Here is a 26,449-nt window from a genome sequence, read left to right as displayed (position 1 = left end):
GTCTCGGCGTCCGGTCGCCCGGTCGGGCTTTCACCGGACGGGTACGTCTCGGCGCCCGGTCGGCCGGGTCGCCCGGCGTGCTCGGTCTTCGCGTCAGCCAACGGTGAAGAGCCTTCCCAGGTCGGCGCGGTCGCTGCTGCCGAGCCGCGCGTAGGCGTCGCACAGGTGGTTGGCCACCGTACGGATCGACACGGTGAGCTGCTCGGCGATCTGCCGGTTGGTCAGACCCGCCGCGGCGAGGCTCACGATCTGCCGCTGGCGTGCGGTCAGCTTCGGCAGCGCGAGGTTGACCAGGGCGGAGCTGCGCGCCCCCTGGCACGTTCCCGCCAGCGCGGCTGCCCGGTTCCTGGAGGACTGTGAGGCGCGCCGGTCGTCGTGGACGAGGGCCGCGTGCGCGAACGCCTCCGCCGCGTACAGTGCCAGGCCGAGATCGGCGAGACCCCGCGCCACCTTGTCCAGCGCCTCCCCGTCGCGCCCGGCGAGCGCGCGGGCGTGCCGGGCCAGCAGGGGGGCGAGGTCTCCCTCGGCGCGGTCGGCGAGGTCTGCGAGCCGGTCGACGACCAGTTCGGGCGTGCCGAGTCGAGCCACGTCGTGCAGGGCGAACATGTCGTCTTCGAGTGGGTCGTCCCCGGCGGCGCGCAGCGCGGACCGCAGGGCACCGTCGAGGTCTCCCTCGGCGGCGAGCGTCCAGGTCCGTGCCCGCTCGGTGGCGAGCCACATACGTGTCCGCACGTCTCCGCCGATGCCCGTCCGCGGGTCTTCACCCATGCGCGTCCGCAGGTCTTCGCTCGTGCGCGTCCGCGCGTCTTTGCTTGTGCGCCTCCGCGCGTCTCCTCTGGGGGCCGGACCGCGCGACAGGGCCTGCCGCGCCGTCGTCAGGTCGCCGATGTAGGCGGAGGCGTGTGCGAGTTCGGCCAGGCAGGCGCGGTGGTGGGGGGAGCGGCGCAGCCCTTCGCGGCTCCAGGCGATGGCCTCGCGGGTCTCCCCGCGCAGCCGGGCGACGCGGGCCCGCCGCGCGCAGAACTCCGGCATCGCGGGCTCGTCCCAGCCGGTGTCGTCCTCGGCCATCCGCTCGCCGGCGCCCCGGGGGATCCCGGAGAGCCTTCCCGAGTACGCGCGTACGGCGAGTTCCTCGCACTCGGCCTCCAGCGTCGTGGCCGGGGTGGGGAGGAGCCGTCGCGTGCCGGACGGGTCGCCCGCCCCGCGGCGTTCCGCGGCGGCTCGGAGCACCGGGCCGTGCAGCGGGTGGACGAGCCGTATCGAGAGCCGGTCGTCCATGGTGACCAGCCCTCTCGCCCGTAGGCGTTCGAGGACGCCGCAGGTCACCCCGGCGCCGGGTGTGACGAGTTTCAGCGGCCTGCCCGATGCGATGAGCTCAAGCACCTCCCGTTCGTCCCCGCCGACGTCGCGGATGGTCTCCTCCACCAACTCCCTGGCGCGCGCCGTCATCGGAGGAACTCCGCGCCAGGTCCACGTGCCAGACACGTGGCTCAGATCCCCTCCAGCGTGGACGGCGACGACCAGCTCGCGTAGAAGTCGCAGGTCGCCACGGCTCGCCCGGTGCAGGCGCCTGACGGTGAGGGCGTCCACGTAGCCGCCCACCGCACGGGAGAGCAGTTCCCCGCACTCGCTCTCCGTCAGGGGGGCGAGTGTCATGCGCGGCAGGAGGCCCTCCTCCCAGAGCCGGGAGACGTCCCGCGGTACGGGTTCCCCCTCCCTGACCGTGACGAGCAGGCGGGTACGCCCTTTGAGCGCGAGGCGGAGAACGAGCGCGGCCGAGGATTCGTCGAGGAGGTGGGCGTCGTCCACGACGAGCACACGCACCCCGTCCAGCGCCTCGACGGGGTCCGGCGGGCAGAGAAGTCCCGCGAGACGCGGGGAGGGTTTCGTGAGGTGCGGCGCCGCCCTATGAGAGGCGGAGAACTCCGTGAGACGCGAGGGGTGGGAAAGGAGAGACGCGAAGGCGGCGAGCGGGGTGTTCCGGGTGTCGTGCGTTCCGGTGATCCGTACGTGGAGAGGAGCGCGAACGGAGGCGTGGGCGTGAACAGGAGGGTGGACGGGGGCGGCCACAGTGTCGCTCACGGGGGTGCTCACGGGGTTGCTTATGGGGGCGGTCACAGCCTCGGGGACGGCCTCGGCGGTGAGACGGCTCCTGCCGCTCCCCGCCGCGCCGGTCACGACGACGCCCCGGCGGCCGGCCGCCAGGTTTCGCCGTACGAGATCGAGTTCCTCAGTCCTGGCCGTGAACGGCCAGGGGGACCGTGGGTTTCTCACAGCTGTATGAGCCGGGTTCCCCGTCCGTGATACACGTCGAATTGAGTACCCCCTACTCATGCGCGTCAGGGGTTCCGTCTTCAGTCTCGTGGCATGTGGACACGGTTTCCTTGATCTCCTCCTCACGTCCGGGGGCCGGGGCCTCCACGCCACGGGAACGCCGATGAGGGCGGGCGCCGGCGAGCGCGTCCGGCACTGCTCGCTTCCCGCGTACCCTGCCCCCGCGGCGCCGGAAGGGCTCCACGGGAGGCGACGCGCGGCCCTGCTCTCGGGGCGGCGGGTGTGGCTGAACGGTACGGTCCTGCACTACTGCTTCCTGGACGGGAGACACGACGGCGGGCGTTCCGGCGGCGAGCAGCGTGACGCCGTGCGCCGAGGTTTCCAGGAGTGGAAGGACCTCGGCATCGGGCTGGAGTTCGCCGAGGTCGCCGACCGTAGCGAGGCGGAGCTGCGGATCGGGTTCCGGTGGGACGCCGGATCGTGGTCGGCGGTGGGACGCGAGGCGCTCCGCGTCGGCACCGCCTCCCGCACGACGAACTTCGGCTGGGACCTCACCGGGGCGTCGGGCCGGGGCACCGTGCTGCACCAGATCGGCCACGTCATCGGCATGGTCCACGAGCACCAGAGCCCGTACTCGGGCATCCTGTGGGACGAGGAGGCCGTCTACGAGGACTTCGCGGGACCGCCGAACCTCTGGCCCAGGTCGCGGACGTTCCACAACGTCATCCGCAGGCTCGACGAGAGCGAGGCGAACGGCCCGGTGTGGGATCCGCTGTCCGTGATGGGATACCGGTTCGGCCCGGGGCTCATCCTGGAGCCGCCGTGCTACCGGGCGGGGGTCGCGCCACCGGGCACCGTCTCCGCACTCGACGCCGCGTTCGCCCGCCGCTGGTATCCGCCCCCGGGCGCCGAGCCGCCGCCCGAACTGCCGCCGTTCCGCTCCGCCCCGCTCGGCGCCGGGGCGGGAGAACAGCGCGACTTCACGATCGTCCCCCGCGCGACCCGTGACTACGCCGTCGGTGTCTTCGGCGAGTGCGACACGGTGCTGGTGCTGTTCGAGGAGGTCGGCGGTGACCTGCGCTACCTGGCGGGTGACGATGACGGAGGCCGTCCGCGCAACGCGTCCCTGCGCGTCCACCTGCGCAGGGACCGCCGCTACGTCCTTCGCGTCCGCATCCACTCCTGCTGGGGCCCCGGCCAGGCGGCCGTCATGTGCTGGTGAGCGCCAGGCGAGGAGAGAGCGGAAGCCGCGCGTGCGCGGTCAGCCGTGCTCCATGACACCCTGCCCCCGTGGACCGGTGCCGCAGGAGTCGTGCGCGCGCGGTCAGCCGCTCACCGGCGCCGCTTCCGGGGATTCGGCGCTCGGGGCGAGCCAGATCGAGCGCCAGTCGCTCAGCTCGTGGAAGCGGCGCAGCTCGGCGAGGCCGCTGAGCCAGCCCATCCACCCGGCGTACGGGGGTTTCCTCTCGTTGAAGCTGCTCTGCATGAAGGTGAGGCGCGTCGCGCCGCCCGAGCCCTCCAGCTCCCAGGTGACAAGACCGAGACCCGGCCACTCCAGGGTGAGATTGCGGCCCGGCTCCAGCTCGACGATCTTCGCGGGCTGTCCGTCGGCCTCGAAGCCGCCCATCGCGAACCGCCCGCCGACGTACGGCTCGATGTCGATCCTGTAGCCGAACCACGTGCTGAACTTCTCCGAGTCGACGAGCGAGTCGAACACCGCCTCCGGCGAGTCGTCGACGACGAGCCGCTCCCGCATGACCGGGGAGGTGAAGTCGGTCTTCGGCGTGAGGTCGCGACCCTCCAGGTGGTCGACCAGGTTCGCGATCGACAGGCACCAGAACGTCTGCAGCATCCCCAGGACGCCGCTTTCCGCCAGCGCGGTCTCCCAGTCGAAGTGGGTCTGCGTCAGCGACACGACGGTCGACTCCGCGCTCTCCTCCTCCAGGGTGATCTCGACGGTCGTCTCCTCGCCGCCGAGCAGCCAGGAGAAGCGCAGCGTGTGGTCGTCGACGTGCAGCGGGCGCTGGTGGGGCGCGTCTCCTTCCGGGGTGTGACGCCCCCAGAACTCGTACCGGTGCGGCAGCTCGACCTCGGCGTGCTCGGCCAGCCAGACGCGCAGCTCGCCCGGGTCGGTCAGGGCGTGGTGGACTTCCTTGAGCGGTGCGGCCACCCGCGCGCTCAGCTTCATCGGATCACTCACGGGGTTCTCCCTTGGGGTAGCAGGCGACGGCGAGCTTGAAGGCGTCCCCCTCGGCGCCGCCGTAACGGGTGAAAAGGTCTTGCAGTGTCGTCTGGAGCTCGTTCAGGAACTCCTGACGCCGCTCGGGAAGCACGCGGATCTCGCCGGACACGCCGACGGACGGCAGCTCGGACGCGGTCCTGTCGAGCGCGCCGATGTCGGCCTGGACCTCCTCCATGAGGTCCAGCAGGTAGCCCAGACCCAGCTCGTTCCCGGTCGGGCGCAGGCCGATCCGGCCGACGAGCCGGGGCGAGAGCCAGTAGGAGCGGGCGCTCGCCTGGTAGACGCCCTCGTGGATGCCGCGCACCCTGCGCTCGGTCACCTGGGTCACCAGACCCGCCTCGACCAGGCGTTTGACGTGGTAGTAGACCCGCTGCGGGGTCTGGTCGAGCAGGGCCGCGACCTCGGTGCACGAGCGCGGCTCGGCGAGCTGCCGCAGCACCTCGATGCGCTGCGGCTTGAGCAGGGCCTCGGCCTGCTCGATCTGTTCCAGGTACAGGACGTCTCTCATGACACAACAAATTTTGTACGTAAAAACAGTTTTTGGCAATAGCTCGCGAGACGTCTTCCGCGAACCGGTGCGGCATCCTCCGCGAACCGGTGCGGCATCCTCCGCGAACCGGTGCCGTCCTCGCGTGCCGGGTCGCCGAACGGGTCGGCTCGTCCTCGGTGAGCGCGGGACCGTACGGCGCGTCCACCGGCCGATCATCCATCCATCCGCCGGTGGCCAAAGGCCGGCCTCACCCGAAGCACCTCTGTCCTCTCAGGGCAGAGGGTCGAGCTTTTCGGTCCGGCGCTCGCCCAACCCCCGCCCTTCGCCCGGGACCAGGGCGGAAACGCCGACGGAGGAGATCAGCCCTCGGCGCGGTGCGTTCTTTCGCGCGTTGTCGTTATCGGTGGATAAACCCCGGAGTTGGATTTCGTGCACCACCACCCTCTCTCCGTGCCGTGACAGGGCGATCGCCATCCAATTCGGTGTGATTCACGCACCGAGAAGGGCGGAGAAATGGTGTACACCGCTACCGTACGGGCGCCTTCCGCTCGGTGGACGCCGCCTCGGTCGCGGGGACCGCGGACGCCGGACACCCCGTGAGCGTGCGTGTTCGGGGCGCGAGCGGCCCGTACGTGCGCGTTCGGGATGCGAGCGGCCCGTAGGACGATGTCGCGGACGCCCAGGTCCGCACACTTTGAAATGCCTCGCCCGATCGCCGACTTGGTGACCGAAAATGCATGACAAATGGTTTGTTCTGCCCTGTCATTAAGCGGCCATTGGGCATTGAATCGTTGATTCTCGTGGAAATTTTCCGCCAACCGCGATCTCATATTCCAGCCAGTTCTTTCGGGATCATTTCTGGGAAGAGGAGAGTCATATGGCCAATTCGCGAAGAATCACGGCACTCGCGGCCGCGCTCGCGACGGCGGTCAGCCTCGGGGCCGTCGGCGCGCAGGCGTCGGCGGCGGTCGCGCACCCCTCGACAGTGGCCGCACAGCCCGCTGCGGAGGTCGCCGCTCCGCCGCAGGGGCTCCGGATCACCCGCTTCCTCGGCGAGCAGCGCCTGCCGCACAAGATGCGCTTCCGTGGAACCACCGTCGGCGGCCTTTCCGGTCTCGACCGTGACCCGCGCACCGGCACCTGGTACTTCGTCTCCGACGACCGGGGGCGCTACAACCCGGCGCGCTTTTACACCGGCCGTCTTGACATCCACCCGGTCACCGGAGCGTTCACCCGGGTGAACCTCACCGGGGTCACCACCCTGCGGCGCCCCGGCGGGAGCCCCTACCCGGCCGCCGGCCGGCCCAGGTCCGCAGATCCCGAGGCGATCCGTTACGACCGGTGGAGCCGCAAGCTGCTGTGGGCCAACGAGGGCGACCGGCCCGACGCGGAAAATCCCAACATCCCGGTGACCGACATGTCCGTCCGCTGGAGCGGCGCCGACGGCCGCTACCTCGGGGAGCTGGCGATTCCCCGCAACCTGAAGATGACCTCCACCGAGAACGGCCCCCGGCGCGACCTCGGGTTCGAGGGGCTCACCTTCACCGAGCGGGGCATCGCGGCCATCACGGAGGGGCCGAGGTACGAGGACGGCCCGCTGCCGGCCGTCGACAAGGGCGCCACGGCCCGCATCACCGTGTGGGGCCGCGACGGCCGGCCGCGCGGCCAGTACGCCTACCCGATCGACAAGCTCCCGGCGGCACCGGTCCCGGCGAACGGCAAGTCGGACAGCGGGGTCTCGGAGATCCTGGCGATCGACGAGAACCGCTACCTCGCCCTTGAGCGCTCCTGGATCGAGGGTGTCAACTACAAGGCCAAGCTGTACGAGATCGACCTGCGCGGTGCCACGAACGTGCTGACCCGCGACAGCCTGGTCGGCGGACAGCCGTACCGCCCCGTTTCGAAGCGTCTCGTCTCCGACCTCAGCACGGTGCGGCCGCCGGTGCAGAACCTGGAGAGCCTCGCCTGGGGGCCGCGCCTGCGCAACGGCGAGTGCACGCTGGTGATCGGTTCCGACGACAACTTCGACAGCAACGAGGTCACCAAGTTCCTCGCCTTCGCGGCCCGGGGTTGCTGAAAGCGCCACCTTGAAGCCGCCCGGAAAGTGCGGCACTGAAACGGTTCAGCCCGTCGACACCACGTGCGAACGGTGGTGTCGGCGGGCTGAACGCGTGAAACGGTGAGGTGGCCGCGCACGGTTTCGGACTCGGCGCGGATGCGTACGCCGCCCGATACCACTGCCGTGTGGGTGGTGGAAGCCGGGACGGCATTACGTCGGTCCCAAACTTCGAAAAACGCCCGCATCAAACCCCGCGATGATTCGCGGGGATTCACCGGGATTTACAAGATCGCGCTTTCTTGAGCCTGCTGAGCAGGGCATTCTCCGGCTTCGGGGCCTCGGAGCCCGCTGCCTCCCTGTCGCCGTCTCCGGTGACCAAAAATATGTAAATTCTTGGATTCGTCCGTTCTTTCGATACACCCCTTGGTGTAGCTGGGGGTTGTTGGTCATATGTCCGTTTCTTTAGTTTTTGCCGATCCGATCCGTGTCGGGTGCCAGAACCTTGTTCACGTAATGACAAATTTAACGATTTACCTATACGATCGCCGTTCGTGGTTGGAGTGGATCTTTCAGGAACCCGATTGGGCAACGACCTGTTCTTTGTCATGCATGACAACGCGACCGGCCGGATGCGGCTTCATGCCCGCCTGACCGATTTAGGACTGGCCGCAGCCATTCTGGGAGAACTGATGCTCGCCGGACGGATAACCGTGGGACTGGTGGCGGGACAGGTACAACTCGTCGTCCTCGACGAGGCGCCGCCCGGAGACCGGGTCGCCGGGACCGCCCTGGAGCACATCGTCGCCGAACCCTCGCATCGCTTCCGTACCTGGTTGCACTTCCTCGCCCGTACGGCACTCGCCGACGTGGCGGCCCGGATGGTCGACGACGGCCTGCTGCGCCCGCCCGGCAGACGCCCGTCGCGGAAGCGGGTGCCGGTCGACGTGAACGTCGCGGGATGGCCGGCGGGACGCGTCAACCTCGCGATCCAGCGCCGCGAGCCACTCAACGTCCAGGACAGTGTCCTGCTGGGACTGCTCGTCGCGACCGGCGGCAACCGGCTCGTCCTGTGGGAGCAGAACCCCGGCTACCTCTCCGACGCGATCGCCGCCCTCCCGGCGCCGCTCCAGGAACTGATCGCCCAGACCGAGGCTGCCGTAGGTGACGCCGTCATCAGCCGCCGCTGAACCCCCACCCCCCTCACCGCAAGGAATCCCCCCATGTCCGTGACAGAACGCAGGGTGAGCGCCGTTTCCGAGGCGCTCGCCCAGGACCGCCTCGGCGTACCCTCCGTGGTGTTCTTCGTCATCTCGGCGGCGGCGCCGCTGACCGTCATCGGCGGCTCGGTGACCGCCGCCTACGCCGCGACCGGCGTGATCGGCGTCCCGCTCGCCTTCATCCTGCTCGGAGCCATCCTGGGCCTGTTCGCCGTCGGGTACGTGACGATGGCCCGATACGTCGTCAACGCCGGGGCGTTCTACGCGTACACCGCGAAAGGACTCGGCCGGCCGCTGGGAGTGGCGACCGCCTGGGTCGCGCTGCTCGCCTACAACGCGCTCCAGGTCGGCCTCTACGGCATGATCGGCGCGGCGGGCGAACCGCTGATCGCCGACTGGTTCGGCAGCTCCCCGCCCTGGTGGGTCATCGGGCTGGTCGCCTGGGTGCTGACCGGGGTGCTCGGGCTGATGCGGGTCGACGTGAACGGAAAGGTGCTCTCGGTCCTGCTGCTGACGGAGATCGCCATCGTCGTGCTGTTCGACATCGCCGACCTGATCAACCCGGCGGCCTCCGGCTACAGCCTCGACGTCTTCAACCCGGCGAACCTCTTCGTCCCCGGCATCGGAGCGGTGGTCGCGATCTGCATCGCCTCCTTCGCGGGCTTCGAGTCGTCGGTGGTGTTCTCCGAGGAGACCAAGGACCCGAGGCGCACGGTGCCGATCGCGACCTACATCGCGCTCGCCGTCATCTCCGGCCTCTACGCCCTGTCGTCGTGGGCGATGACCGTGCCGGTCGGCTCGGACAAGATCGTCGAGGCCACCCGCGAGCAGAGTTCGAACCTCCTGTTCAACCTGGCCGGGCAGCACCTCGGGGCGACCATCGCCACCCTCGGCGGCCTCCTGTTCGTGACGAGCCTCTTCGCCGCGCTGATCGCCTTCCACAACACGATCTCCCGCTACATCTTCGCCCTCGGCAGGGAGCGGGTCCTGCCCGCGGCCTTCGGCCGCACCTCCCCGCGGACCGGTGCCCCGGTCAACGGCTCGGTGGCGCAGAGCATCATCGGACTGGCCACGATCGTCATCTACGCGTTCTTCGGCCTGGACCCGGTCATCCAGCTGTTCTTCACCGTCGGATCGTTCGGCGGCCTGGGACTGCTCATGATGCTGGCGGCCACCTCGGTCTCGGTATTCGCCTACTTCGCCAGGAATCCCGCCCCGGAGAACGCCTGGCGGACCCGGATCGCCCCGGTCATCTCCTCCGTCCTGCTGTTCGTCGTCATCGTGCTCGTCATGCTCAACTTCGACACCGTGCTCGGCGTGGCCTCCGACTCCCCGCTCCGCTGGATCATGCCCGCCATCTACTTCGTCGCCGCGGGATTCGGCGTCATGTGGGGGCTCGCCCTGCGGTCCAGCAAGCCGAACGTGTACGCCAACATCGGGCTCGGCGCCCAGGCGGCCGTGAAGGGCAACGAATGACCGAGATCATTCGCGTCCCGAACACGCCGGGAGCCGCGGAGACCATCGGCGCGATCATCGCCACCTCCTTCCACGAGCAGGAGATCTCCGCCTGGATGATCCCGTCGGACGACGACCGCCGCCGGGTGATGCCCCCCTTCTTCGCCATGACCAGCGAGAGCGCCCTCGCCCACGGCGAGGTCCTCGCGACGGCCGACATGTCCGCCGTCGCCGTGTGGTTCCACAAGGGGGTCGAGCCGCTCCCGGAGATCCCCGACCGGGCCGCCCGGGTCGAGTCGTTCGCCGGTCCCCACGCCGAGCGCATCGAACTGATGGGGGAGGAGATGGACAAACGCCACCCCCACGACCCGCACCACTATCTGGCGTTCCTCGCCGTGCTCCCCGGACACCAGAGGCGGAAGACCGGGACCCGGCTGCTCGAGGAGTACCACCGAGGGCTCGACGAGGAGGGGACACCGGCGTACCTGGAGGCGAGCAGCCTCGACAGCCGCAGGCTCTATCTGCGCCACGGCTACCAGGACCTCGGCGACCCGATCCTCATGCCCGGCGGCCCGCCGATGTATCCGATGTGGCGCCCGCCGAACCCCTGACCGTGGGACCCCCGCGGGTTTGAAACCGTGGTGGAGGGTATCGCCGCTGTTGATCGGGGTATCGCGGGGGTCCACCAACGGTACGGGGTCAGGGAGGGCTGAGTGGATCACCACGGTCAGGCACTGTGGGTACGGGCGACCCATCGGGGGCACTGCAGCGTGCTGGAGGTCGGCGGGCACCTGGACTTCATCACCGCGTCCACGCTCGCCCAACACGTCGGCGAGGTCTGGGCGATGAGCGACGGCCCCCGCCTCGTGCTGGAGCTGTCGCAGCTGGCCTTCTACGACTCCACCGCCCTGGGGGTGCTGGCTCAGACCCGGCAGCGCGTCCAGGACACCGCCACCGGCCGGCTCGTCCTGGTGGGCCTCCCCGACGGGCTGGCGCACCTGCTGCTGCGTACCGGCCTGCTGTCCCACTTCGAGGTGCGCGACGACATCGAACAGGCCGTCGCCGACCTGCTCCCCCAGGAGTGATTCACTCTTCGCTCCGCCGGGGCTCGAAGATCCGCACCGGTACGCGGCGCGGGGCACGGTCCGTGAAGGACAGAGGTCTCCACGGACGGTCACCGTGAAGACCCGCGTCCTGCACGGGCATATGGCGCGGGGTGCGCGGCGCGGGGGCGAGGTCAGGGGCCGGTGAGGCGGCGATCTCCACGGGTGGTCACCACGAACACCTGCCAGTTGTAGTAGGCGTAGTAGTTTCTGATGTCCTGCTTGATCTGGCGCGCGTGCAGCAGCACCGCGTTGACGTACGCCTGGGAGTGGTTGTAGGCGTACAGCGCGCGCCGGTAGTCGCGCGGTGCCCCCGACGCGCGAAGATAGTTCGCCGCGGCGAGCAGGGAGTCGCGGGTGTCCTGGATGTCACCGCCCATCCCGTAGGCGTCCCACGTTCTCGGCATGAACTGCATGGGGCCCTTGGCGCCCGTGTGGCTCGGTGACCGTACGCGGCCGAACTTGGTCTCGACGAACATCACCGCCGCCAGCACCTCCCACTCCACGCTGAACCGCTTCTCGGCGTACCGGAAGTGACCGAGCAGGAAGTCGGCGGGCTTGGGCGGCTGGACACGGAACTTCACCGCCCCGCTGATGGGCCGGACGAGGGAGCGCAGATCCCGGCCGGCCGTCACGTTGTCCTTCGCCTGCCCGGCCAGGGCCTTCGGCAACTTGGCGTAGGTGCGGGCGGCGACCTGCGGGTTGAGGACGAGGTAGCGGTAGATCCGCTGCTGGTGCAGGGCGAGCAGCACCACCGGCTCGGGGGGTTCTCCCTTGCCGGGATCGCCGTCGCGCCGCCAGGCGTCGATGGCGCGCCGGAGCTCCGCGGTGGTCGTGGTCAGGGAACGGGCCAGTCGCGCCGGGTCGGTGGGGATCGCCGCCTTCGGGGAGGGCGGAGTGGGCACCTGACCCGCGGGCGGCGTCTGCTGCGAGGACTCCTCCGCCGGTGACGCCGTCTCCTGGCCGGGAGCGGCCGGTGGGGCGGTGCTCCCCGAGGGGGCGCCCTGGGAGGCGGTGTTCGGGGAGGTCCCCTGGGAGGTGGAGCCCTGTGCGGCGGCATCCTGTGAGGCGGCGCTCTGCGAGGTGGCGCAGCCGGAGATCGCGAGGACCAGACCGACGAGAGAGGCGACCACCGGCTTCCCACGCGACCGGTCCGCGTGCTGATCGTTCACCGGCCCCAACGTACCCGAGCGACGACCTCCCGTCCTCCCGATGCGGCCCGCGACGGTCGGCGGACGCGGCCATCACGTCACGATCACCTTTCTGACCTGCGCCGGAGGACTTTGGTCCTGATCCGGTAAGCCGAACAGCCCTATTTTCACGAACCATGTCCGAATAATCCTGATATGTGAGGGAAGCAGCACATATGGCTTGTTGGGGGAGACATGGGGCCGGTGCTGGGAGGAATCTTGTTCGGATCAGTCTTAGCGATCATGACGTTGGTCGGCGTCGTCGCGGCAACCGTGATTGAAGATCGACTTTTGCCACCCGGACCGATCGAGCTGATCAAGCCGTCCGAGCCATCCGAGTCACCGGAGTCGCCCGAGCCGATCAAGCCGACCGAGCGGTCCGACGCTCCGGCTACTCCGGACAACACCGACCGGTAAGGCGACGAACCGCGCGTCTCGTCAGGTCGTTCCGCACGGCACCTCGACCCTTCCCCGTCTCGCCGAAGCAGGATGAAGCGAGAACCGGCCCGCGAAATCGAACGATCACTACTTGAACACGCATCCGGTTAGATCTGGGTTCTTTCCTGGCGTTATCCCGAGATGTGAGTGATCATTGGACCCACCCCGCACCGTGCCCCCTGTCCGTACCGTCTCCGCGGGAGTGGGCGCGGTCACCTTCCCCGATCTTCCGTGACATCGCGGACGCCGCGCAGGCGTCGCCCGCGATGACCGGATCCCGCCACGCCGACTCCGCCCCGCCCCGCCCCGAGGAGACGTCCCAGGAAATCCGAGGAAAAAAAGAGGAAAGAGGACCACCCCCCATGGCCCTTGCCGGTGTCTTCCTGCCCATCGCCCTCGCGATCATCATGTTCGGTCTCGGTCTGAGCCTCACGATCGCCGACTTCCGCCGTGTCGCCGCCTATCCCAAGGCCACCGTGGTCGCGCTCGTCTGCCAGGTCCTGCTGCTGCCGGTGATCTGCTTCGGCCTGGTGCTCGCCTTCGACCTGCCGCCCGCGCTCGCCGTGGGCATGATGCTTCTGGCCGCCTCTCCCGGCGGGACCACGGCGAATCTCTACAGTCACCTGTTCGGCGGCGACGTCGCGCTCAACGTCACGCTCACCGCGATCAACTCCGTGCTCGCCGTCGTCACGCTGCCGCTGGTCACCAACCTGTCGCTGAACTACTTCGCCGCCGACTCCGCCGCGCTGGGCCTGCAGTTCGACAAGACCGTCCAGGTGGTCGCGATCGTGCTCGTCCCCGTCGCGATCGGCATGGCGGTCCGGGCGTGGGTGCCGCGCTTCGCCGAGCGGATGAACACCCCCGTGAAGATCGCCTCCGCCGTCATCCTGGTCCTGGTGATCCTCGGCGCCCTGCTGCAGGAGCTGGACAACCTCGGCGACTACATCCGTTCGGTCGGCCTGATCACACTGCTGTTCAGCGTGATCAGCCTGGCCATCGGCTACTGGGTGCCGCGCCTGGCCAGGATCGAGCGCAGCCAGGCCGTCGCCTCCTGCATGGAGATCGGCATCCACAACGCCACGCTGTCCATCGCGGTCGCGCTCACGCTGCTGAACAACACCCAGATGGCGATCCCCGCCGCCACCTACGGCGTGCTGATGTTCTTCACCGCCGCCGCGGCCGGATTCCTCCTCAGGTCGTCCCGTACCACCCAGGTTCCGTACGACGAGGCACGCCCCTGACGCGGCCGGCTCGGTGAAGGCGGCGCCGGTTCGGTACGCCACCGGTGCGCCGGGGCGTAGGAGTGACGACCCGATCGACGGGAGCCGATCCGGCAGGAGGAGCGGGACGGCCGGACCACGTTGTGGGGCACCTACCTGGTGCTGAGCGGCATCGAGACCGGCCGCCTTACTTCCCCCGTCGCCGTGGGGTCAAGCTTGAGTAAACACCGTGGGCGCTGTTAGCTTCACTCCGGTGGATGACATGCCTGCACGGGTGAAGGCGATCGAGGGCTTCGCGACGGCTCTGCGAGAACTTCGCAAATCTGTCGGCAACCCACCTTTTCGGGAGATGTCCGGTCGGTCGGGGGCGATCTCACACACGACACTGCACGAAGCCACGAAAGGCAACCGGCTCCCGAGCTGGGAGACCACCGTCGAGTTCGTCAAGGCGTGCGGCGCGGACCCGGCCGCGTACCGCGAACGCTGGGAGAGGGCGAACCTGGCGGTCAGGTCGGTGAGCGCCGGAGATCCTGCGAACCGCGTCGGCCCCCCGGTGGCCGGTCCGCCCGGTGGGCTCGCGGTCCCCGCCCCGGAGGGCGGGGAAGCCGCGGCGACCCCTGAAACCGCGGCAGCCGCGGAAGATCGCTCCATGCGCATCGTCGTCGGGTCGTACGTTCCACCGGCGGCCGGTGAGACTCAGGCACCCGTACCCACGACGACTCCGCCGCCACCGCCCGGCGAGATCGTGGGCGACGCCCGGCAGGTCTCCCACACTCCCCGAGGCCGAGGGCGATTCCGGCTGCCCCGCCCGGCAGCGGCGGCGCTCGCGACGGCGGCCGTCGGTGTGGGGACGGCGGTTCTCATCGCGGTGGCCGTCAACCGTGACTCCGGGAACGACGATCGCGGCCCGGCCCCGTCGGGCAGCCCGTCGAGGGCATTGCTGGCGGCGACCGACTGCCCGGTGGTCCCGACCAACCCGCCGTACGATCCGCCCGCGAACGAGGGGGATTCCGCGGTGTTCATCGGGGACATCACGCTCCCCGACTGCACGAGCGTCGGCCCCGGCCGGACCAGGACCAAGGTGTGGCGGATCAAGAACGCCGGGACCGTGCCATGGAAGGGATACACGCTGCGCCGCCTCGACCTCCCGCAGCAGCCCGATCAATGCCAGACCATCTCCGACGTGCCGATCAAGGACACCCGACCCGGAGAGATCGTCGACATCCGGACCGAGATCACCACGCCGAGAAACCCGGGCCTGTGCTACGTGCGGTTCAAGATGATGGACGGTTCCGGACGGGTCGCGTTCCCCGGAGGCCGGCCGCTCAACTTCCAGATCATCGTCGACTGACGGAGACGATGGAGGTGAGCACCTCCCACCGGGGCCGATCCGTCGATCGACCGGCCTCCAAGCCCGCTGGCCGCATCGGGACGACGCCCTGGACGCCCAGGACCGAACGCCCGTTCCCCGCCGTGCGACGCACGGCGGGGAACGCGGGGGAGGTCTTCGAAAGAGGTCAAGAACCGAGAACGATCCCCCTGTAGTAGGACTTGAGGATCCTGGAGTGGCTCCAGCCCGCCTTGCTCTTGTCGCGGGAGCCGGTCTGTGACATCCAGTCACCGGTGACCCAGTGGCCGCACGCCGTCGTCGTCGCGCAGTACTGGGCCCTGAAGATCTTCCCGTTGCGCGTCAACCGGGTGCCCCACGTCGCGTCCACCGCGGCGTTCGTCGCCGCCGTCGCGGAGCCGGGCTTGTACACCTGGCTGGACGTGTGGTCGGAGACGTCGTAGCACTCGCCGCTCGGCGTCCTGCTCGCCGAGTTCAGCGCCCAGTACCAGCCGAAGTTCTTGACGGCGATCGCCCCGGCCCTGAGAGACTCCTTCGGCCAGTACGACGGCCACTCGTTGGGCAGGACGTTCTTGATGTAGGTCTTGAACGGCACCCGGTCCACGCGGTTGAGGGACTTGCGGTAGACGAGGATCGTCGTGGGCATCCTGCTGTGCGTGCCGTCGGTCTTGCAGTGGTTCGGCGACGAGGAGCCCATCAGCCGGTGCGAGGCGTTCTGGTTCTTGAGCGCGGGCTTGAGGTTGCCCTTCGCGCCGGGCTTGAAGTCCTGGTAGGTGCTACCGGCGTGGTTGCTGTTGTAGTGGACCCGGACGGTTTTGGAGGTGCGGTTCCAGACGGAGGCGGCGGCGTTCTTGATGCACTTGCCCTTGCCGTTTCCGGGTCCCTTGTAGTCGAAGCAGGAGGGTTGCTTGGTGCCGTAGTCACCGATGGATCCGGTGAAGTCGGAGACCGACCCCTGGTTGTTGCTGTTGAAGTAGTAACAGAACTCGCCGCTCTCGCAGACACCGTTACGGCCGGCGGCCGAGGCGGGCGGTGCGACGGCGAGCACCGTTCCGCCGAGCACCATCGCGGAGGCCACGGCGGCGAGTCGCGAGATCGGCCGTGCGGTTCGTGCGGACACGGTCGCCTTCCTCTTCTTCATCGTCGTCTTCATCGAAAATCGAGAGCCGTGCCGCGCTCAGCGGAGGTTGTAGCCCTGGGAGACCCAGAACGAGGTCGGGTTCGGGTTGCTCAGGACCGGGTCGCCGACGCTCTTGGCGGCGAGCTTCTGCCGTCCGGGACGCACCTCGACGTGGGTGTGCGCGGCCCCGCTGGACGAAACCCCGCGCCACGCCTCGTTGGCGATGAGCTGGCCGCGCGAGACCTGCTGGCCCACGCGCAGGGAGGAGCGCGGAGCGGAGTGCAGGTAGATGACCGTCCTGTTCGACGAGGCGTTGTAGATGGAGATCGTGGAGAGCCCCGAGCCGCCGTTGGCCCCGCGTGCGAGGTGGATGATCTGACCGTTCACCAGGGAGTGGACGTTCGTGCCGATGCCGCGGTAGAAGTCGATGCCCTCGTGCCGGCCGGGGGTGCTGGTGTAACCGTCGAAGGCGCAGCTGATGTATCCGCCGCTGGTCTTGTACAGCGCGGACGACAGGTTGACCCGCCCCGGTGACGACGACGACGGGCTGAACTGGTGCGAGGCGTTCTCGTTCTTGAGACCGGGCTTGAGGTTGCCCTTCGCGCCGGGCTTGAAGTCCTGGTAGACGCTGCCGCCGTAATTGCTGTTGAAATGGACCCGGACGGTTTTGGAGGTGCGGTTCCAGACGGAGGCGGCGGCGTTCTTGATGCACTTGCCCTTGCCGTTGCCGGGTCCCTTGTAGTCGAAGCAGGAGGGCTGCTTGGTGCCGTAGTCGTTGACGGATCCGGTGAAGTCGGAGACCGACCCCTGGTTGTTGCTGTTGAAGTAGTAGCAGAACTCGCCGGTCTCACAGACGCCGTTGCGGTCGGCGGCCGAGGCGGGCGGGGCGACGGCGACGGCCGTTCCGCCGAGCACCATCGCGGAGGCCACGGCGGCGAGGATCCTGTTACGCGTTCTCATGCTGTTCTTTCTCCTTGTGTCTGTGCGGCCTGGGGTGTCCTGTACGGCCTGAGGTGTCGGTACGGCCTGGTGGGGGCCTGAGATGTGGCCCGGGGGTGCGGCCTTGAGGTGTGTACGGGGTGGAATGCGTGTGGCTCGGGGAGCCCGGGGCTGTGTGCGGCTCCGGGGAGCCCGGGGCTGTGTGCGGCTCCGGGGGGCGTGCGGTCCGGGTGTCCGCGCGGTCGGGGTTTTGGATGGTCAGCGACGCCGGTACTCCTCCCAGGTGCGGATGGCCACCTTCGGGCCGTCGTCGGGACCACGGCCGGAGAGCCCGTTCAGGCCGAGGTAGTAGTCGCCGACCTGGTTCTGGGCCTGGCCGGAGAGGTCGGTGTCGTTGATGGCGACCGCGTGGATGTGCCACGGCCAGTCGGCCTGAGCGGGACTGCGCAGCCATGCCGCGAAGCCGACCCGTCGCAACGCGCGGACGGCCGCGGTACGGGTGGCGGAGCTCATCCCCTTGACCGAGATGTCCACGGCGCCCCCGCCGTCGTGGGTACCCGCGGACGTGGGGTCCCCGCCCCGGTTGTACGACCCCTGCAACAGCACGAGATCGCGGCCGAGCAGCCGATTCGCCTCGACCAGCATGCTCCGCGTGCGGGTGTTGACGACGCCCCCGCCGAACGACACCCGGCCCCCCGGCCCGACGACGTTGGTGACCTTGAAGCGGCCGGCCCCGAGCTTGGTGAGCGACGCCTTGCCCGGCAGGCCGTTGGCGGCGAGACCGGTGAAGCCGAGCGACCGCTGGAACTTCGCGAAGGCGGCGACCGTCGTGCTGCCGAAGTAACCGTCCACCCACTTGGAATCGAGCAGGCGCCGGTCGCGCAGCGCCCGCTCGACGAGGAGCACGCTCGCCTTCGCCCCCGGGGTCAGCGTGTCGTCAGGCCGTCGCGGGTCGATCTGGGCCGCCTTGAGGGTGGCTTCCATGTTCACGCTCGGAAGGACCCTCGCGTCGGCCGCCTGTGCCGCCGACACCCCGGACGCTCCCGTCAAGGGGGCGAACAGGGCGGCCACCACGAGGGCGGCGGCGGATGAGGGCAGCTTCATGGGTTCTCCTGGTTTCGGACACTGGAGGGGATTTCTGCGGCGGGATCCACAGTTTCGGATCGCTCGCGTTGTCCACAACGAGATCGTGTTGTCAGCCTGTTCGAAGGGCTTCCTTACAGGGCTGACAGGCGATCCGACGCGTGGCCCGCGACCGCGCGGGGCAGTATCCGAGCAGGACAACGTGGCCGTACAGCGGTCGCGCAGGGCAGTGACCAGGCAGGACAACACGGCCGTACAGCGGCCACGCGCTCGCCTCCCGTAAGGAATGCCATGACCGAAGTCCTCGTCACCGATACCGGTGAGCGATACCACGCCTCCGAGTGCTGGGCTCTGCGAGCCGGGCAGCAGGGCGGCGAAGCCCTGGGGTTCGACATCCACCGGATCAGGAGCGTGAGCGTCGCGGACGCCGAGGCGGAAGGAAAGACACCGTGCAAGGTATGCGTCACACGGTGAGACCGCCGGGTGTCCGGCAGCACTCTCGGCACTCGAACGTGACGATGGGAGAGGCCCGGGTAGCGACCACCGGGCCGGTCCACGACGGGCCGGTGACGCGTACGGGACCGATACAGCGGACGATCACCTGTCGCCGCCGCGAAGGGCGGAGGCCGTCACGCTCGTAAAGGGGAAGCTGTCACCGCCGCGAAGGCGGAAGAAGGGCGAAGGCGATAGAGAGGGCGGCTGCCCGCTTACGAGGTGATCCCCTGAAACCGGCGCCTACGCGTTGGTGCGTCGGCGGACCATTTCCATGTCCTTCTCCGGCAGCGCGTCGGCGACGAGCAGTCGCGGCAGCAGCTTCGGCTCCAGGGTCATCGCACGGAAGACGAGCGCGACGGTCACGTCGTGGTCGGGACGACGCACGATCTCGACCGGGTCGTCGGTGCGGATCTCACCGGGCTCGATCACGCGCAGGTAGGCGCCCGGCCGGACGGCCTGTGTGAACCGCTTGATCCAGCCTTCGCGCTCCAGCCACCCCTGGAACGTCGCGCACGGGATGCGCGGGCACGTCACCTCCAGGACGAGGTTCGGCCCGATCCGCCAACGCTCACCGATCAGGGCGCCGTTGACGTCCAGCCCCAAGGTCGTGAGGTTCTCCCCGAAGACCCCGTTCGAGAGCGACCTGCCGAACTCGGACTCCCACTCGTCGAGATCCTCGCGGGCGTAGGCGTAGACGGCCTGGTCGGAACCACCGTGATGCTTCACGTCATAGACCCGGTCACCGGCGAGGCCGACCGCGCCGGTGCCCTTGGGGCCGGGGGCGGTGACGGCGACCGGGCCGTCGACGGGCCGCTTGTCGATGCCCGTGGACTCCGACTCCTTCCACGGGTTGGGGCGAGGCCGGCCGATGTTGACGGAGAGCAGCTTCATGACGGCGATTTTTCCAGACGTTCGACACGAGTGGGATTGCCGCGTACGAGTTCGTCGTGGATGCGCCAACGGCCGGTGACGGCGGCGCGCTCCGCCGCCGAGTCGCCGTCCTCGATGCGCTGCCGCAGCAGCCGCATCGCGATGCGGCGGTTGAGGCCGAACTGCCGCTCGGTGTCGACCACGACGACGATCCCCGAGGGCCGGTGGGTCGCCCGCACCGCCGTGCTCGCCTTGTTGCGATGTTGACCGCCGGGGCCGCCGGTGCGGCAGGCGACGACGTCGACGTCCGCTTCCCTGAACGTCGTGCGCGGGGTGTCGACCTGGCACGGTTGTGCGATGACGTACCAGTTCTTCCGGCTCGTGCTGGTCCGGTACGGGCTGGGGGCCTGCCAGCACAGCGTCCCGGTCCACGAGGCGGCGAACGCCTCGGCGCCGGCTCCCGAGATCTCGATCAGGACCGACCGGTAGGTGTCCGGCCGCTCACCGGGAACGCTCTCGACCCGGCGGATCTCCACGTTCTGCCGGGTGGCGTCGGCCTCCAGGCGGCGCAGCAGCCGGGCCAGCGCCCAGGCGCACTCCTGCGGACCACGCCCGGCCGACAGGAGCAGGTGGACGCTCATCGCCGCCCCCGCTCGCGGCGCCGGTCCCGCTGGGAGGCGGGCCCGAGGTCGGGCGTCTTGTAGGTGACGAGCGGAACCGTGGTGGCCACGGGCGTGGCCAGGTCATGGTGAACGAGATCGGCGATCACCTGCTCGATGCGCTTGTAGGCCGTCGGCGCCTCCTCGAAGAGCAGCTGGCGGTCTCCGCACACCACCAGCGACCCCACCGGCGTACGGCGCAGCTCCTCGACCGTGTGCTTGGCCCGGCCCCGGCGCAGGGCGTCCGCCCGCGACATCTTGCGACCCGCGCCGTGCGCGACGGAATGACCGGCGTCCGGCCCGGCGTGGGCGGCCACGAGGTAGGAGGGGGTGCCCCGCGTACCGGCGATGAGCACGTCGCGGCCGTCACCCCGTGCCGCCCCCTTGCGGTGCAGGTAGATCCCGTCACGGACCTCGACCAGGTTGTGGCACTCGTCGACGAGCGGCTCGGTGGGCTCGGCCCCCAGGGCGTGGGCGACCCGGGCGGCCATCAACCGCCGGTTGAGCGACCCCCAGCGTACGGCGTCGTCGTGCATCGCCAGGTAGGCGCCGGGATCAGGCGCGGGACCCGCGCCGTGGACCTCGGTGTGCGCCCGCAGGATGCGCTCGCCCAACCCTCGGGAACCGCTGTGCACGATGAGAACCAGGTCGCCGGCGGCGAGCCCGAGCCGGCTCGCGTGGTCCGGCTCGAAGACGGTGTCGATCCGCGCCAGTTCGACGAAGTGATTGCCTCGGCCGACCGTCCCGAGACCCTCGACGTGACCGGCGGGAATCTCGCCCTTCAGCACGGCCCAGGCCGGGTCGTCGGCATCCCGCTCGGGATCCAGCGCGCGATCGAGATCGGGGAACCGGGCGGCGAGCTTCTCCGGCACGGCCCGCCTGAGCCTCATGGGGAACACGGCGATGCCGCACCCGATGTCGGAGCCCACCAGGAACGGATACAGCACGGTCGACGTCATGGCGGCCCCGATGGGCGCGCCCTTGCCGGGGTGCAGGTCCGGCATGGCGGCGACGTGCGTCATGCCGTCGAGGGCGGCCACCTGGTGGCACTGCGCGAGGGCGTCGGACTCGATCCAGCTCGCGGGGGAGGCGAACACGGCGACGGTGGCCGACCCGGTGGCCGCGTTGTCCCTGGTGTCCTTGGTGTTCATGGTGTCCCCGGCATCCGTGGTGTCCGTGGTGAGCGGCAGCGGGGACTCCTGCCGGGAGCGTTGCTGAGACAAAAAGAGGCTCGTTTCCCTCGGGAGGAGGTTGTCAGGATCCAGGAGGGGGGTTATCAGGATCCGGAGGGGCGGTCGGGATCACGGCGCGGGGGAGCGCCGTGGCATCTCGGAGCGCAGGGGTGCTGTCTCTCAGAGCGTCATGAACACCACGTTCCCGGACCCCCACCACACGAGGCAAACGATTTTCGGCCGCCCTTCTTCGGCCGGCCCAGGTGAGACCCGGCTTGTGGTTCTTACTCCCAGAGCAGGCGGCACCTCATCTGGACACGGTCCATGAATCGCGGAGCATCTCACCCCGGCGTCATGCCCGGCATGCCAGACATGTGAGGCCCTGGCGTCATGCCGGGCATGTGCGGGATGCAGGGCCTGTTCTGCTCCCCGAACCACCGGGCGAGGTATTGCCGCATCGTGCGGACCTCCGCCCACTGGTCGTCGCGCACCTCGCGGGCGAAGGCGGCGACCTCGGCGTGCCGCACCTCACCGTGGATGAGGAGCTGTTGCGACATCATGATCGCCATCATGTGGTGCCGGATCATGTACTGCAGGAACGTCCTGTCGAGCTGATCTCCAGAAAGCCCCGACAGGTCCGGCATCGTGGTCCCGCTCGGGCTCGGCGCGGGGCTCTGCCGGTACCACCGCTCCAGCCACCCTTTCATCCTGCCGACCTCGGCAGTCTGCGTGGTGACGATGGACTGCCCGAGCTGTCGCATCTCGGGCCTGTTGGAACGCTGTAGTTGCCGGGCAGCGATGATGGCGTCCTCGTGGTGCGGCACCATCTGCGACAGGTAGTCGTACTCGTTGGTAACGGGATGCATCTGCCCCATGCCCGGGCATGTCGGCTGCGGACCCGTAGGAGAAGGACTCGGGGACGGCATCGGTGGAGATGCCATGGCCGCCGCAGTGGACCCCGACCCCGTGGTGATGGCGGCGAGGAATGCCCCGGCGGCCATCACGGTCTTCATGGAGCGTCGCTTCATGCGTCCCCCTAAGGCCGATTCGACACCTGACCTCCACGGTAACCTCGCTGCCCTGACCGGCCGACGTGCAGGTCCGTCGGCCCTGAGTGTCCGTCCGGAGCCGCGCACCCTTCACGTGGGCCCCGACCGCAGGCCGAATCCCCTGGCGCCGCTCGGGTCGGCCTTCGCGACGGCCGGATGCTCGGCACTCGGCTTCGGATTTCCCGGAGACGAGCTCGTCCAGGCGGCGTCACGCAGAGTCGTCGGCGTACGCCCCCCGAAGGTGCTTCGCCCCGCGCATGGGGCACTCTTTGCGTTCGGCCCGCATGCTTCACCTGGCTTTGCCAGGACGACCGTTACCGACCACCCGCTCCAGGTAAGTCCTCTCCTGATGGCAGGAAACAGCCGCACCAGGCGGGAGGTCGAAATGATCACCTCGTTCGCACGCGCAGTCGTCACCGGCGCGTTCACCGTCGCTCTGAGCGTGCCCGTCGGCGGCGCGCTCGCCGCTTCCGCCTCACCGGTGGACCCACCGAGCCCGCAAACCCAGAAGGACCTCGAACAGTCGATGCGCGGTGAGGCGTTCGCCAACGCCTCCTACCGCCTGTACGCGGCCCAGGCCCAGCGGGAGAGGCTGCCGTCGGTGGCCCGCCTGTTCGAGCGCACCGCCAACGTCGAACTGGGCGAACACTTCAAGGAGGAGGCCCAGCTGAGCGGCCTGGTCGGCAGCGACGCCGAGAACCTGCGTGCCGCGGTGGCCGGGGAGACCTACGAGTCCCGGCAGATGTATCCCGGTTTCGCGCGGCAGGCCAAGGCAGGCGGCGACAACCGGGCGGCCGCCCGCTTCTCGGAGGCCGCCCGCGACGAAGGCAGGCACGCGCGGGCGTTCGAGGCCGCGCTGCGCGCCGTCGAGTCCGGCGAGGGTACGGTGCCGAAGCCGCCGAAGGCCGACAAGGTTCGGGTCCCGCAGGGACCGCCCGAGGTCCGCGCACAACAGACCAAGGCCGATCTGGACGCGGCCCTGCACGGTGAGGGGCTCGCGTACGCCAAATATCAGCAGTACGCCGAGCACGCCAAGGACCCGGCCGTGGCGAAACTGTTCCGCGGCACCTCCGACGTGGAGCTGCACGAGCACTTCGCCGCTGAGGCGAAGCTGGCCGGGCTGGTCGGCGACACGCGCGCCAACCTGACCAAGGCCATCGCCGGCGAACAGTACGAGTCCCGGACCATGTACCCGACCTTCGCCAAGCGAGCCGAGGCGGCGGGCGACAGCCAGGCGGCCGCCCGCTTCTCGAACAACGCCGAGGACGAGGCCGGACACGCCCGCGCCTTCCAGCGAGAGCTGGATCGGCTTCCCGAGCAGCCCGAGCAGCCTCCGGCGGCGGACTCACAGTGAGGAGATGACGGGCTCCGGCCGCTTGACGCCGGAGGCCACAGAAGTCATGGCCGCCGGCACCGCCCGCGGCCATCGGCGCTCCTCACCGGTCGCGATCCGGCACCCGGCGTCGCGCGAGACAGGAGACGGACATGTTCTTCGGCCTGCCGCTGCACCCGCTGGTCGTGCACGCCGCCGTCGTGTGCCTGCCGCTCGCGGCGCTCGGCACCATCTTGATGGCGTTCTGGCCCGCGGCGGCGCGGCGGTTGTGGCCAGCGGTGCTGTTCGTCGCCACCGTCGCGCTGATCGCCGTGCCGCTGTCGATCAGCAGCGGCGAGACGTTGGCGGACACGGTCGGGGAGAACGCGCTCATCGAGGCCCACGAGGAGCAGGGCGAGCAGGTGCTGCCGTTCGCCATCGTGCTCTGGCTGGCCGCGCTGGGCCTCTCCCTGGCGACCCGGTTCATGGGACACGGCAGGAACTCACCCCGCGAAGGCGCCGTCACGCGACCGCGGTGGTACACCGGTGCGATGATCGTCCTGGTGATCCTCGCCCTGGTCGGCGGTGTGGGAGGCACCGTCGCCATGGTCCGGGCGGGCCACAGCGGAGCCGAGAGCGTCTGGAGCAAGTGAGTTCCTGAGGTCCCCCGGTGGCCCGGACCTCGGCGCCGGGCCATCAGGCTCCCGAGTTCGGCAACCGGGGAAATCTCGGTCGCTTGTTTTCCACATCGACTTCCAGTGCTGTGGCATCGTCCCCGACGAAAAAGAGGAGGGCTTTCCTGCCGAGAGCCCGGCCGTACGGTCCGGCTCCGGTTTCCGCCGGAGACGAGGACGCTCAACCCCGGCTGTTCAGGGTCGCCAGGTCCAGGACGTGGTAGCCGTCCGCCGTCTTCCACTGGAGGTACCGGGCATTGGAGATCCTCACCTCATCCGTTTCCCGGCCCGGTAGGCGCACCGCGGTCCGTGTCCGTGCGTCGAGAAGCCATCCGGCCCCGCCCTCACGCCACGCCGCGAAGCGCCCGTGCCGCGAGATGCCGATGTTCCTGGCATTCGGGCTCAGGCCGGCGATGGTGCCGTCGTCGTACTCCAGGCTGTCCCGGTTCCTGCCCACCCGGGCGATGTACGAGGCCGGATCGGGAGCGCCGCGCCCGGCCCCGTCCAGGCCGTGGCGGGCCGGCGGCGAGCCGGTGAACTCCCCCGGATCCGACGAGTCCGCCACGACAGGGGACCTCGCGAGGAAGGTGTCGCCCTCCCAGACGATGTCGTACAGTCCGCGCAGCCAGAGCCGTGGAGTCCTGTCGCCGGGCCCCATGCGGTAGACGCCCACGTCTCCGGTGGCGCCGGTGACGCATCTGGAGAAGTAGAGCTCACCCCGATGGAACTGCAGGTCGACGGGGTATCGCCAGCCGGTCCCGCAGTGTCCCCCGGGAACGCCCCAGGTGTTCAGCATCTGCCGGGTCAGGCCGGTGCGCATGTCGGTGACCTCGAGAATCCATCCGCCCGGCTCGTCGTTTCCGAGGACCTTCACCACGCGGGTGCCGTGCGCCGCCGCGGCGACGGTGTACGACTCCCTGTTCTTGCGCTGCAGCAGCGTGCTGCGGCCGGTGGCGGGGTCGAGGATGTCGACGTGGTCGAGGTACGGGAGGTAGCGGGAGAACCTGCGGACGATGAGCCGCCCGTCGGGCAGGGCACCGACGACGGAGCGGGACATCGTGTCCTTGGTGGGGATCCACAGGATCCTGGCCCGCCGATAGACCCGCGCGAAAGGCGTTTCCGCCTTCAGAACGGGAGGGGGGACGGGCGGGGGCGTCTCCGGAAGGCCGACTCCGGAAGGGAGGATCGGAGCCTGCTCCTCGGTGGCCGACGGCGGTACGGCGGGCCCGCAGGCGCAGACTCCCATCAGCAGCACGACCGCCATCACGCGGAAACGGTGCTTCACCCGCGTCCGTTCCCCTTTCCGCCGGACCGGCGTGACATAAAACGACAAACACACCTTAAGAAGAACGAGTTCGGAAATTCCGCCGATGCCACTGAAACCTCGTCAGTGAGTTTCCGAACTCCGGTCCTCCTCGCACCGATGTTCCTTGTCGCCGAGCCGACGCTTATCCGATGTGGTGAAATATGCCGAATGGAGCGCGTGAGGCAACTGGTGGGCGAGATGCTGGTCTACTGTTTTGTGGCCGTTCTGCTGACCGGAGGGTTCCTGGCCTTCTTCTACGTGCCCAGCGGTCAGACGGTGATCTACAGCGGTCCTTACGAGCCCTTTCGGGGCATTCCCATGAGTGCCGCCTACGACTCGCTCCTGAACCTCAGCTTCGACGTGCGCGGTGGCCTGCTCGTCCGGCAACTGCACCATACCTCCTCGGTCCTGCTCGTCCTGGGAACAATCTTCTGGGTCCTGCTCGGCCGGCTCCGACACGCCTTCGCGGCACTGGGCCTGGGCCTGCTCGCCGGACTCTCCGGTTACGGAGCCGCTGACGACCTGCTGTCGGGCACCAGCCTCGGGAAACCGCCCATCCCCGTCTGGTACGGCCTGCACCTGCTGGTCGCGGTGGCGGTGGGCGCCGTGCTGGTGATCTCCTCACGGAAGGAAGCCGCCCGACAGCCCAGGACGCCGGCCTTCATAGCCCTGGGCATCGGCCTCACCGTTCTGGCGATCTTCTATCTCTAGAGGGGCGGGAACGCACGACGGCG

Annotated in this window: 25 protein-coding genes; 13 read left to right on the top strand and 12 right to left on the bottom strand. The window is 69.3% G+C overall.

The genetic code is table 11. From position 1 onward, the window contains the following. Positions 1 to 93: 93 nt before the first annotated feature. Positions 94 to 2,274 (bottom strand): LuxR C-terminal-related transcriptional regulator, encoded by a 2,181-nt coding sequence (locus tag AB0B96_RS30200; protein ID WP_362904060.1) that lies wholly within the window; start codon positions 2,272 to 2,274, stop codon positions 94 to 96. A 163-nt stretch (positions 2,275 to 2,437) separates the two neighbouring features. On the opposite strand from AB0B96_RS30200, the gene AB0B96_RS30195 reads away from it, so the two are divergent. Further along, on the top strand, positions 2,438 to 3,496 hold the full coding sequence (locus AB0B96_RS30195; RefSeq protein ID WP_362904058.1) for a M12 family metallopeptidase: 1,059 nt from the start codon (positions 2,438 to 2,440) through the stop codon (positions 3,494 to 3,496). A gap of 102 nt (positions 3,497 to 3,598) precedes the next feature. On the opposite strand, the gene AB0B96_RS30190 is transcribed toward AB0B96_RS30195, so the two are convergent. Beyond that, entirely contained in the window at positions 3,599 to 4,474 is an 876-nt protein-coding gene (locus AB0B96_RS30190) for an SRPBCC domain-containing protein (RefSeq protein ID WP_362904056.1), read from the bottom strand. Continuing rightward, positions 4,467 to 5,024 carry a helix-turn-helix domain-containing protein gene (locus AB0B96_RS30185; RefSeq protein WP_362904054.1) on the bottom strand — a complete coding sequence of 186 codons (558 nt, stop codon included), beginning with the start codon at positions 5,022 to 5,024 and terminating at the stop codon, positions 4,467 to 4,469. The genes AB0B96_RS30190 and AB0B96_RS30185 overlap by 8 nt, the downstream gene beginning before the upstream one ends. 859 nt (positions 5,025 to 5,883) lie before the next feature. On the opposite strand from AB0B96_RS30185, the gene AB0B96_RS30180 reads away from it, so the two are divergent. The 5 genes from AB0B96_RS30180 (at position 5,884) to AB0B96_RS30160 (ending at position 10,822) form a co-directional block, all read left to right on the top strand. After that, positions 5,884 to 7,083 (top strand): esterase-like activity of phytase family protein, encoded by a 1,200-nt coding sequence (locus AB0B96_RS30180; RefSeq protein WP_362904052.1) that lies wholly within the window; start codon positions 5,884 to 5,886, stop codon positions 7,081 to 7,083. 473 nt (positions 7,084 to 7,556) lie between these two features. Further along, on the top strand, positions 7,557 to 8,252 hold the full coding sequence (locus AB0B96_RS30175) for a GPP34 family phosphoprotein (protein WP_350945585.1): 696 nt from the start codon (positions 7,557 to 7,559) through the stop codon (positions 8,250 to 8,252). Positions 8,253 to 8,285: 33 nt separating this feature from the next. Then, a complete protein-coding gene (locus tag AB0B96_RS30170) occupies positions 8,286 to 9,758 on the top strand; it encodes an APC family permease (RefSeq protein WP_362904050.1) in 1,473 nt (490 codons plus the stop codon). Then, complete coding sequence (locus AB0B96_RS30165; RefSeq protein ID WP_362904048.1) at positions 9,755 to 10,348, top strand: GNAT family N-acetyltransferase; 594 nt, start codon at positions 9,755 to 9,757, stop codon at positions 10,346 to 10,348. The genes AB0B96_RS30170 and AB0B96_RS30165 overlap by 4 nt, the downstream gene beginning before the upstream one ends. A gap of 102 nt (positions 10,349 to 10,450) precedes the next feature. Continuing rightward, on the top strand, positions 10,451 to 10,822 hold the full coding sequence (locus AB0B96_RS30160; protein ID WP_362904046.1) for an STAS domain-containing protein: 372 nt from the start codon (positions 10,451 to 10,453) through the stop codon (positions 10,820 to 10,822). 152 nt (positions 10,823 to 10,974) lie between these two features. On the opposite strand, the gene AB0B96_RS30155 is transcribed toward AB0B96_RS30160, so the two are convergent. Then, positions 10,975 to 12,012 carry a transglycosylase SLT domain-containing protein gene (locus tag AB0B96_RS30155; RefSeq protein WP_362904044.1) on the bottom strand — a complete coding sequence of 346 codons (1,038 nt, stop codon included), beginning with the start codon at positions 12,010 to 12,012 and terminating at the stop codon, positions 10,975 to 10,977. Between the two features lie 261 nt (positions 12,013 to 12,273). On the opposite strand from AB0B96_RS30155, the gene AB0B96_RS30150 reads away from it, so the two are divergent. The 3 genes from AB0B96_RS30150 (at position 12,274) to AB0B96_RS30140 (ending at position 15,039) form a co-directional block, all read left to right on the top strand. Further along, the gene (locus AB0B96_RS30150) at positions 12,274 to 12,447 is read left to right on the top strand and encodes a hypothetical protein (protein WP_362904042.1); all 174 of its coding nucleotides are present in this window, start codon (positions 12,274 to 12,276) and stop codon (positions 12,445 to 12,447) included. 383 nt (positions 12,448 to 12,830) lie between these two features. Then, positions 12,831 to 13,709, top strand: coding sequence for a bile acid:sodium symporter family protein (locus AB0B96_RS30145; protein WP_362904040.1), 879 nt, complete (start codon positions 12,831 to 12,833; stop codon positions 13,707 to 13,709). A 328-nt stretch (positions 13,710 to 14,037) separates the two neighbouring features. Beyond that, positions 14,038 to 15,039: an NBR1-Ig-like domain-containing protein gene (locus tag AB0B96_RS30140; RefSeq protein ID WP_362904038.1), complete on the top strand. Its 1,002-nt coding sequence runs from the start codon at positions 14,038 to 14,040 to the stop codon at positions 15,037 to 15,039. A gap of 166 nt (positions 15,040 to 15,205) precedes the next feature. On the opposite strand, the gene AB0B96_RS30135 is transcribed toward AB0B96_RS30140, so the two are convergent. The 3 genes from AB0B96_RS30135 to AB0B96_RS30125 form a co-directional block, all read right to left on the bottom strand. Next, positions 15,206 to 16,156: a SpoIID/LytB domain-containing protein gene (locus tag AB0B96_RS30135; RefSeq protein WP_362904036.1), complete on the bottom strand. Its 951-nt coding sequence runs from the start codon at positions 16,154 to 16,156 to the stop codon at positions 15,206 to 15,208. Between the two features lie 57 nt (positions 16,157 to 16,213). Beyond that, positions 16,214 to 17,116 (bottom strand): peptidase inhibitor family I36 protein, encoded by a 903-nt coding sequence (locus AB0B96_RS30130; protein WP_362904034.1) that lies wholly within the window; start codon positions 17,114 to 17,116, stop codon positions 16,214 to 16,216. Between the two features lie 237 nt (positions 17,117 to 17,353). Next, positions 17,354 to 18,199: a peptidoglycan-binding protein gene (locus AB0B96_RS30125; protein WP_362904032.1), complete on the bottom strand. Its 846-nt coding sequence runs from the start codon at positions 18,197 to 18,199 to the stop codon at positions 17,354 to 17,356. 270 nt (positions 18,200 to 18,469) lie between these two features. Between AB0B96_RS30125 and AB0B96_RS30120 the strand changes: the two genes are divergently transcribed. Beyond that, positions 18,470 to 18,652, top strand: coding sequence for a hypothetical protein (locus tag AB0B96_RS30120; RefSeq protein WP_362904030.1), 183 nt, complete (start codon positions 18,470 to 18,472; stop codon positions 18,650 to 18,652). 261 nt (positions 18,653 to 18,913) lie between these two features. Here the strand turns inward: AB0B96_RS30120 and AB0B96_RS30115 are convergent, their stop codons facing one another. From AB0B96_RS30115 to AB0B96_RS30100, 4 genes are all read right to left on the bottom strand, one after another. Continuing rightward, positions 18,914 to 19,564, bottom strand: coding sequence for an MOSC domain-containing protein (locus tag AB0B96_RS30115; protein WP_362904028.1), 651 nt, complete (start codon positions 19,562 to 19,564; stop codon positions 18,914 to 18,916). Next, entirely contained in the window at positions 19,561 to 20,184 is a 624-nt protein-coding gene (gene prfH / locus AB0B96_RS30110; RefSeq protein ID WP_362904026.1) for a peptide chain release factor H, read from the bottom strand. The genes AB0B96_RS30115 and prfH overlap by 4 nt, the downstream gene beginning before the upstream one ends. Next, positions 20,181 to 21,425 (bottom strand): RNA ligase RtcB family protein, encoded by a 1,245-nt coding sequence (locus tag AB0B96_RS30105; RefSeq protein ID WP_362904024.1) that lies wholly within the window; start codon positions 21,423 to 21,425, stop codon positions 20,181 to 20,183. Before AB0B96_RS30105 ends, prfH begins: the two co-directional genes overlap by 4 nt. 290 nt (positions 21,426 to 21,715) lie before the next feature. Beyond that, positions 21,716 to 22,240 carry a DUF305 domain-containing protein gene (locus tag AB0B96_RS30100; protein WP_362904022.1) on the bottom strand — a complete coding sequence of 175 codons (525 nt, stop codon included), beginning with the start codon at positions 22,238 to 22,240 and terminating at the stop codon, positions 21,716 to 21,718. Between the two features lie 568 nt (positions 22,241 to 22,808). Here AB0B96_RS30100 and AB0B96_RS30095 point away from each other — a divergent pair. Beyond that, positions 22,809 to 23,777 carry a ferritin family protein gene (locus AB0B96_RS30095; protein ID WP_362904020.1) on the top strand — a complete coding sequence of 323 codons (969 nt, stop codon included), beginning with the start codon at positions 22,809 to 22,811 and terminating at the stop codon, positions 23,775 to 23,777. A gap of 131 nt (positions 23,778 to 23,908) precedes the next feature. After that, positions 23,909 to 24,388 carry a DUF2231 domain-containing protein gene (locus AB0B96_RS30090; RefSeq protein WP_362904018.1) on the top strand — a complete coding sequence of 160 codons (480 nt, stop codon included), beginning with the start codon at positions 23,909 to 23,911 and terminating at the stop codon, positions 24,386 to 24,388. 202 nt (positions 24,389 to 24,590) lie between these two features. On the opposite strand, the gene AB0B96_RS30085 is transcribed toward AB0B96_RS30090, so the two are convergent. Continuing rightward, positions 24,591 to 25,694, bottom strand: coding sequence for a hypothetical protein (locus tag AB0B96_RS30085; RefSeq protein WP_362904016.1), 1,104 nt, complete (start codon positions 25,692 to 25,694; stop codon positions 24,591 to 24,593). A 198-nt stretch (positions 25,695 to 25,892) separates the two neighbouring features. Between AB0B96_RS30085 and AB0B96_RS30080 the strand changes: the two genes are divergently transcribed. Beyond that, positions 25,893 to 26,426 (top strand): hypothetical protein, encoded by a 534-nt coding sequence (locus AB0B96_RS30080; protein ID WP_362904014.1) that lies wholly within the window; start codon positions 25,893 to 25,895, stop codon positions 26,424 to 26,426. Positions 26,427 to 26,449 lie beyond the last annotated feature (23 nt).

It is taken from the genome of Streptosporangium sp. NPDC049046 (assembly GCF_040649155.1).
Classification (GTDB): Bacteria; Actinomycetota; Actinomycetes; order Streptosporangiales; family Streptosporangiaceae; genus Streptosporangium.
The sequence above is the reverse complement of the archived record's forward strand: the minus strand, read 5'-3'. Positions and strand labels throughout refer to the sequence as shown.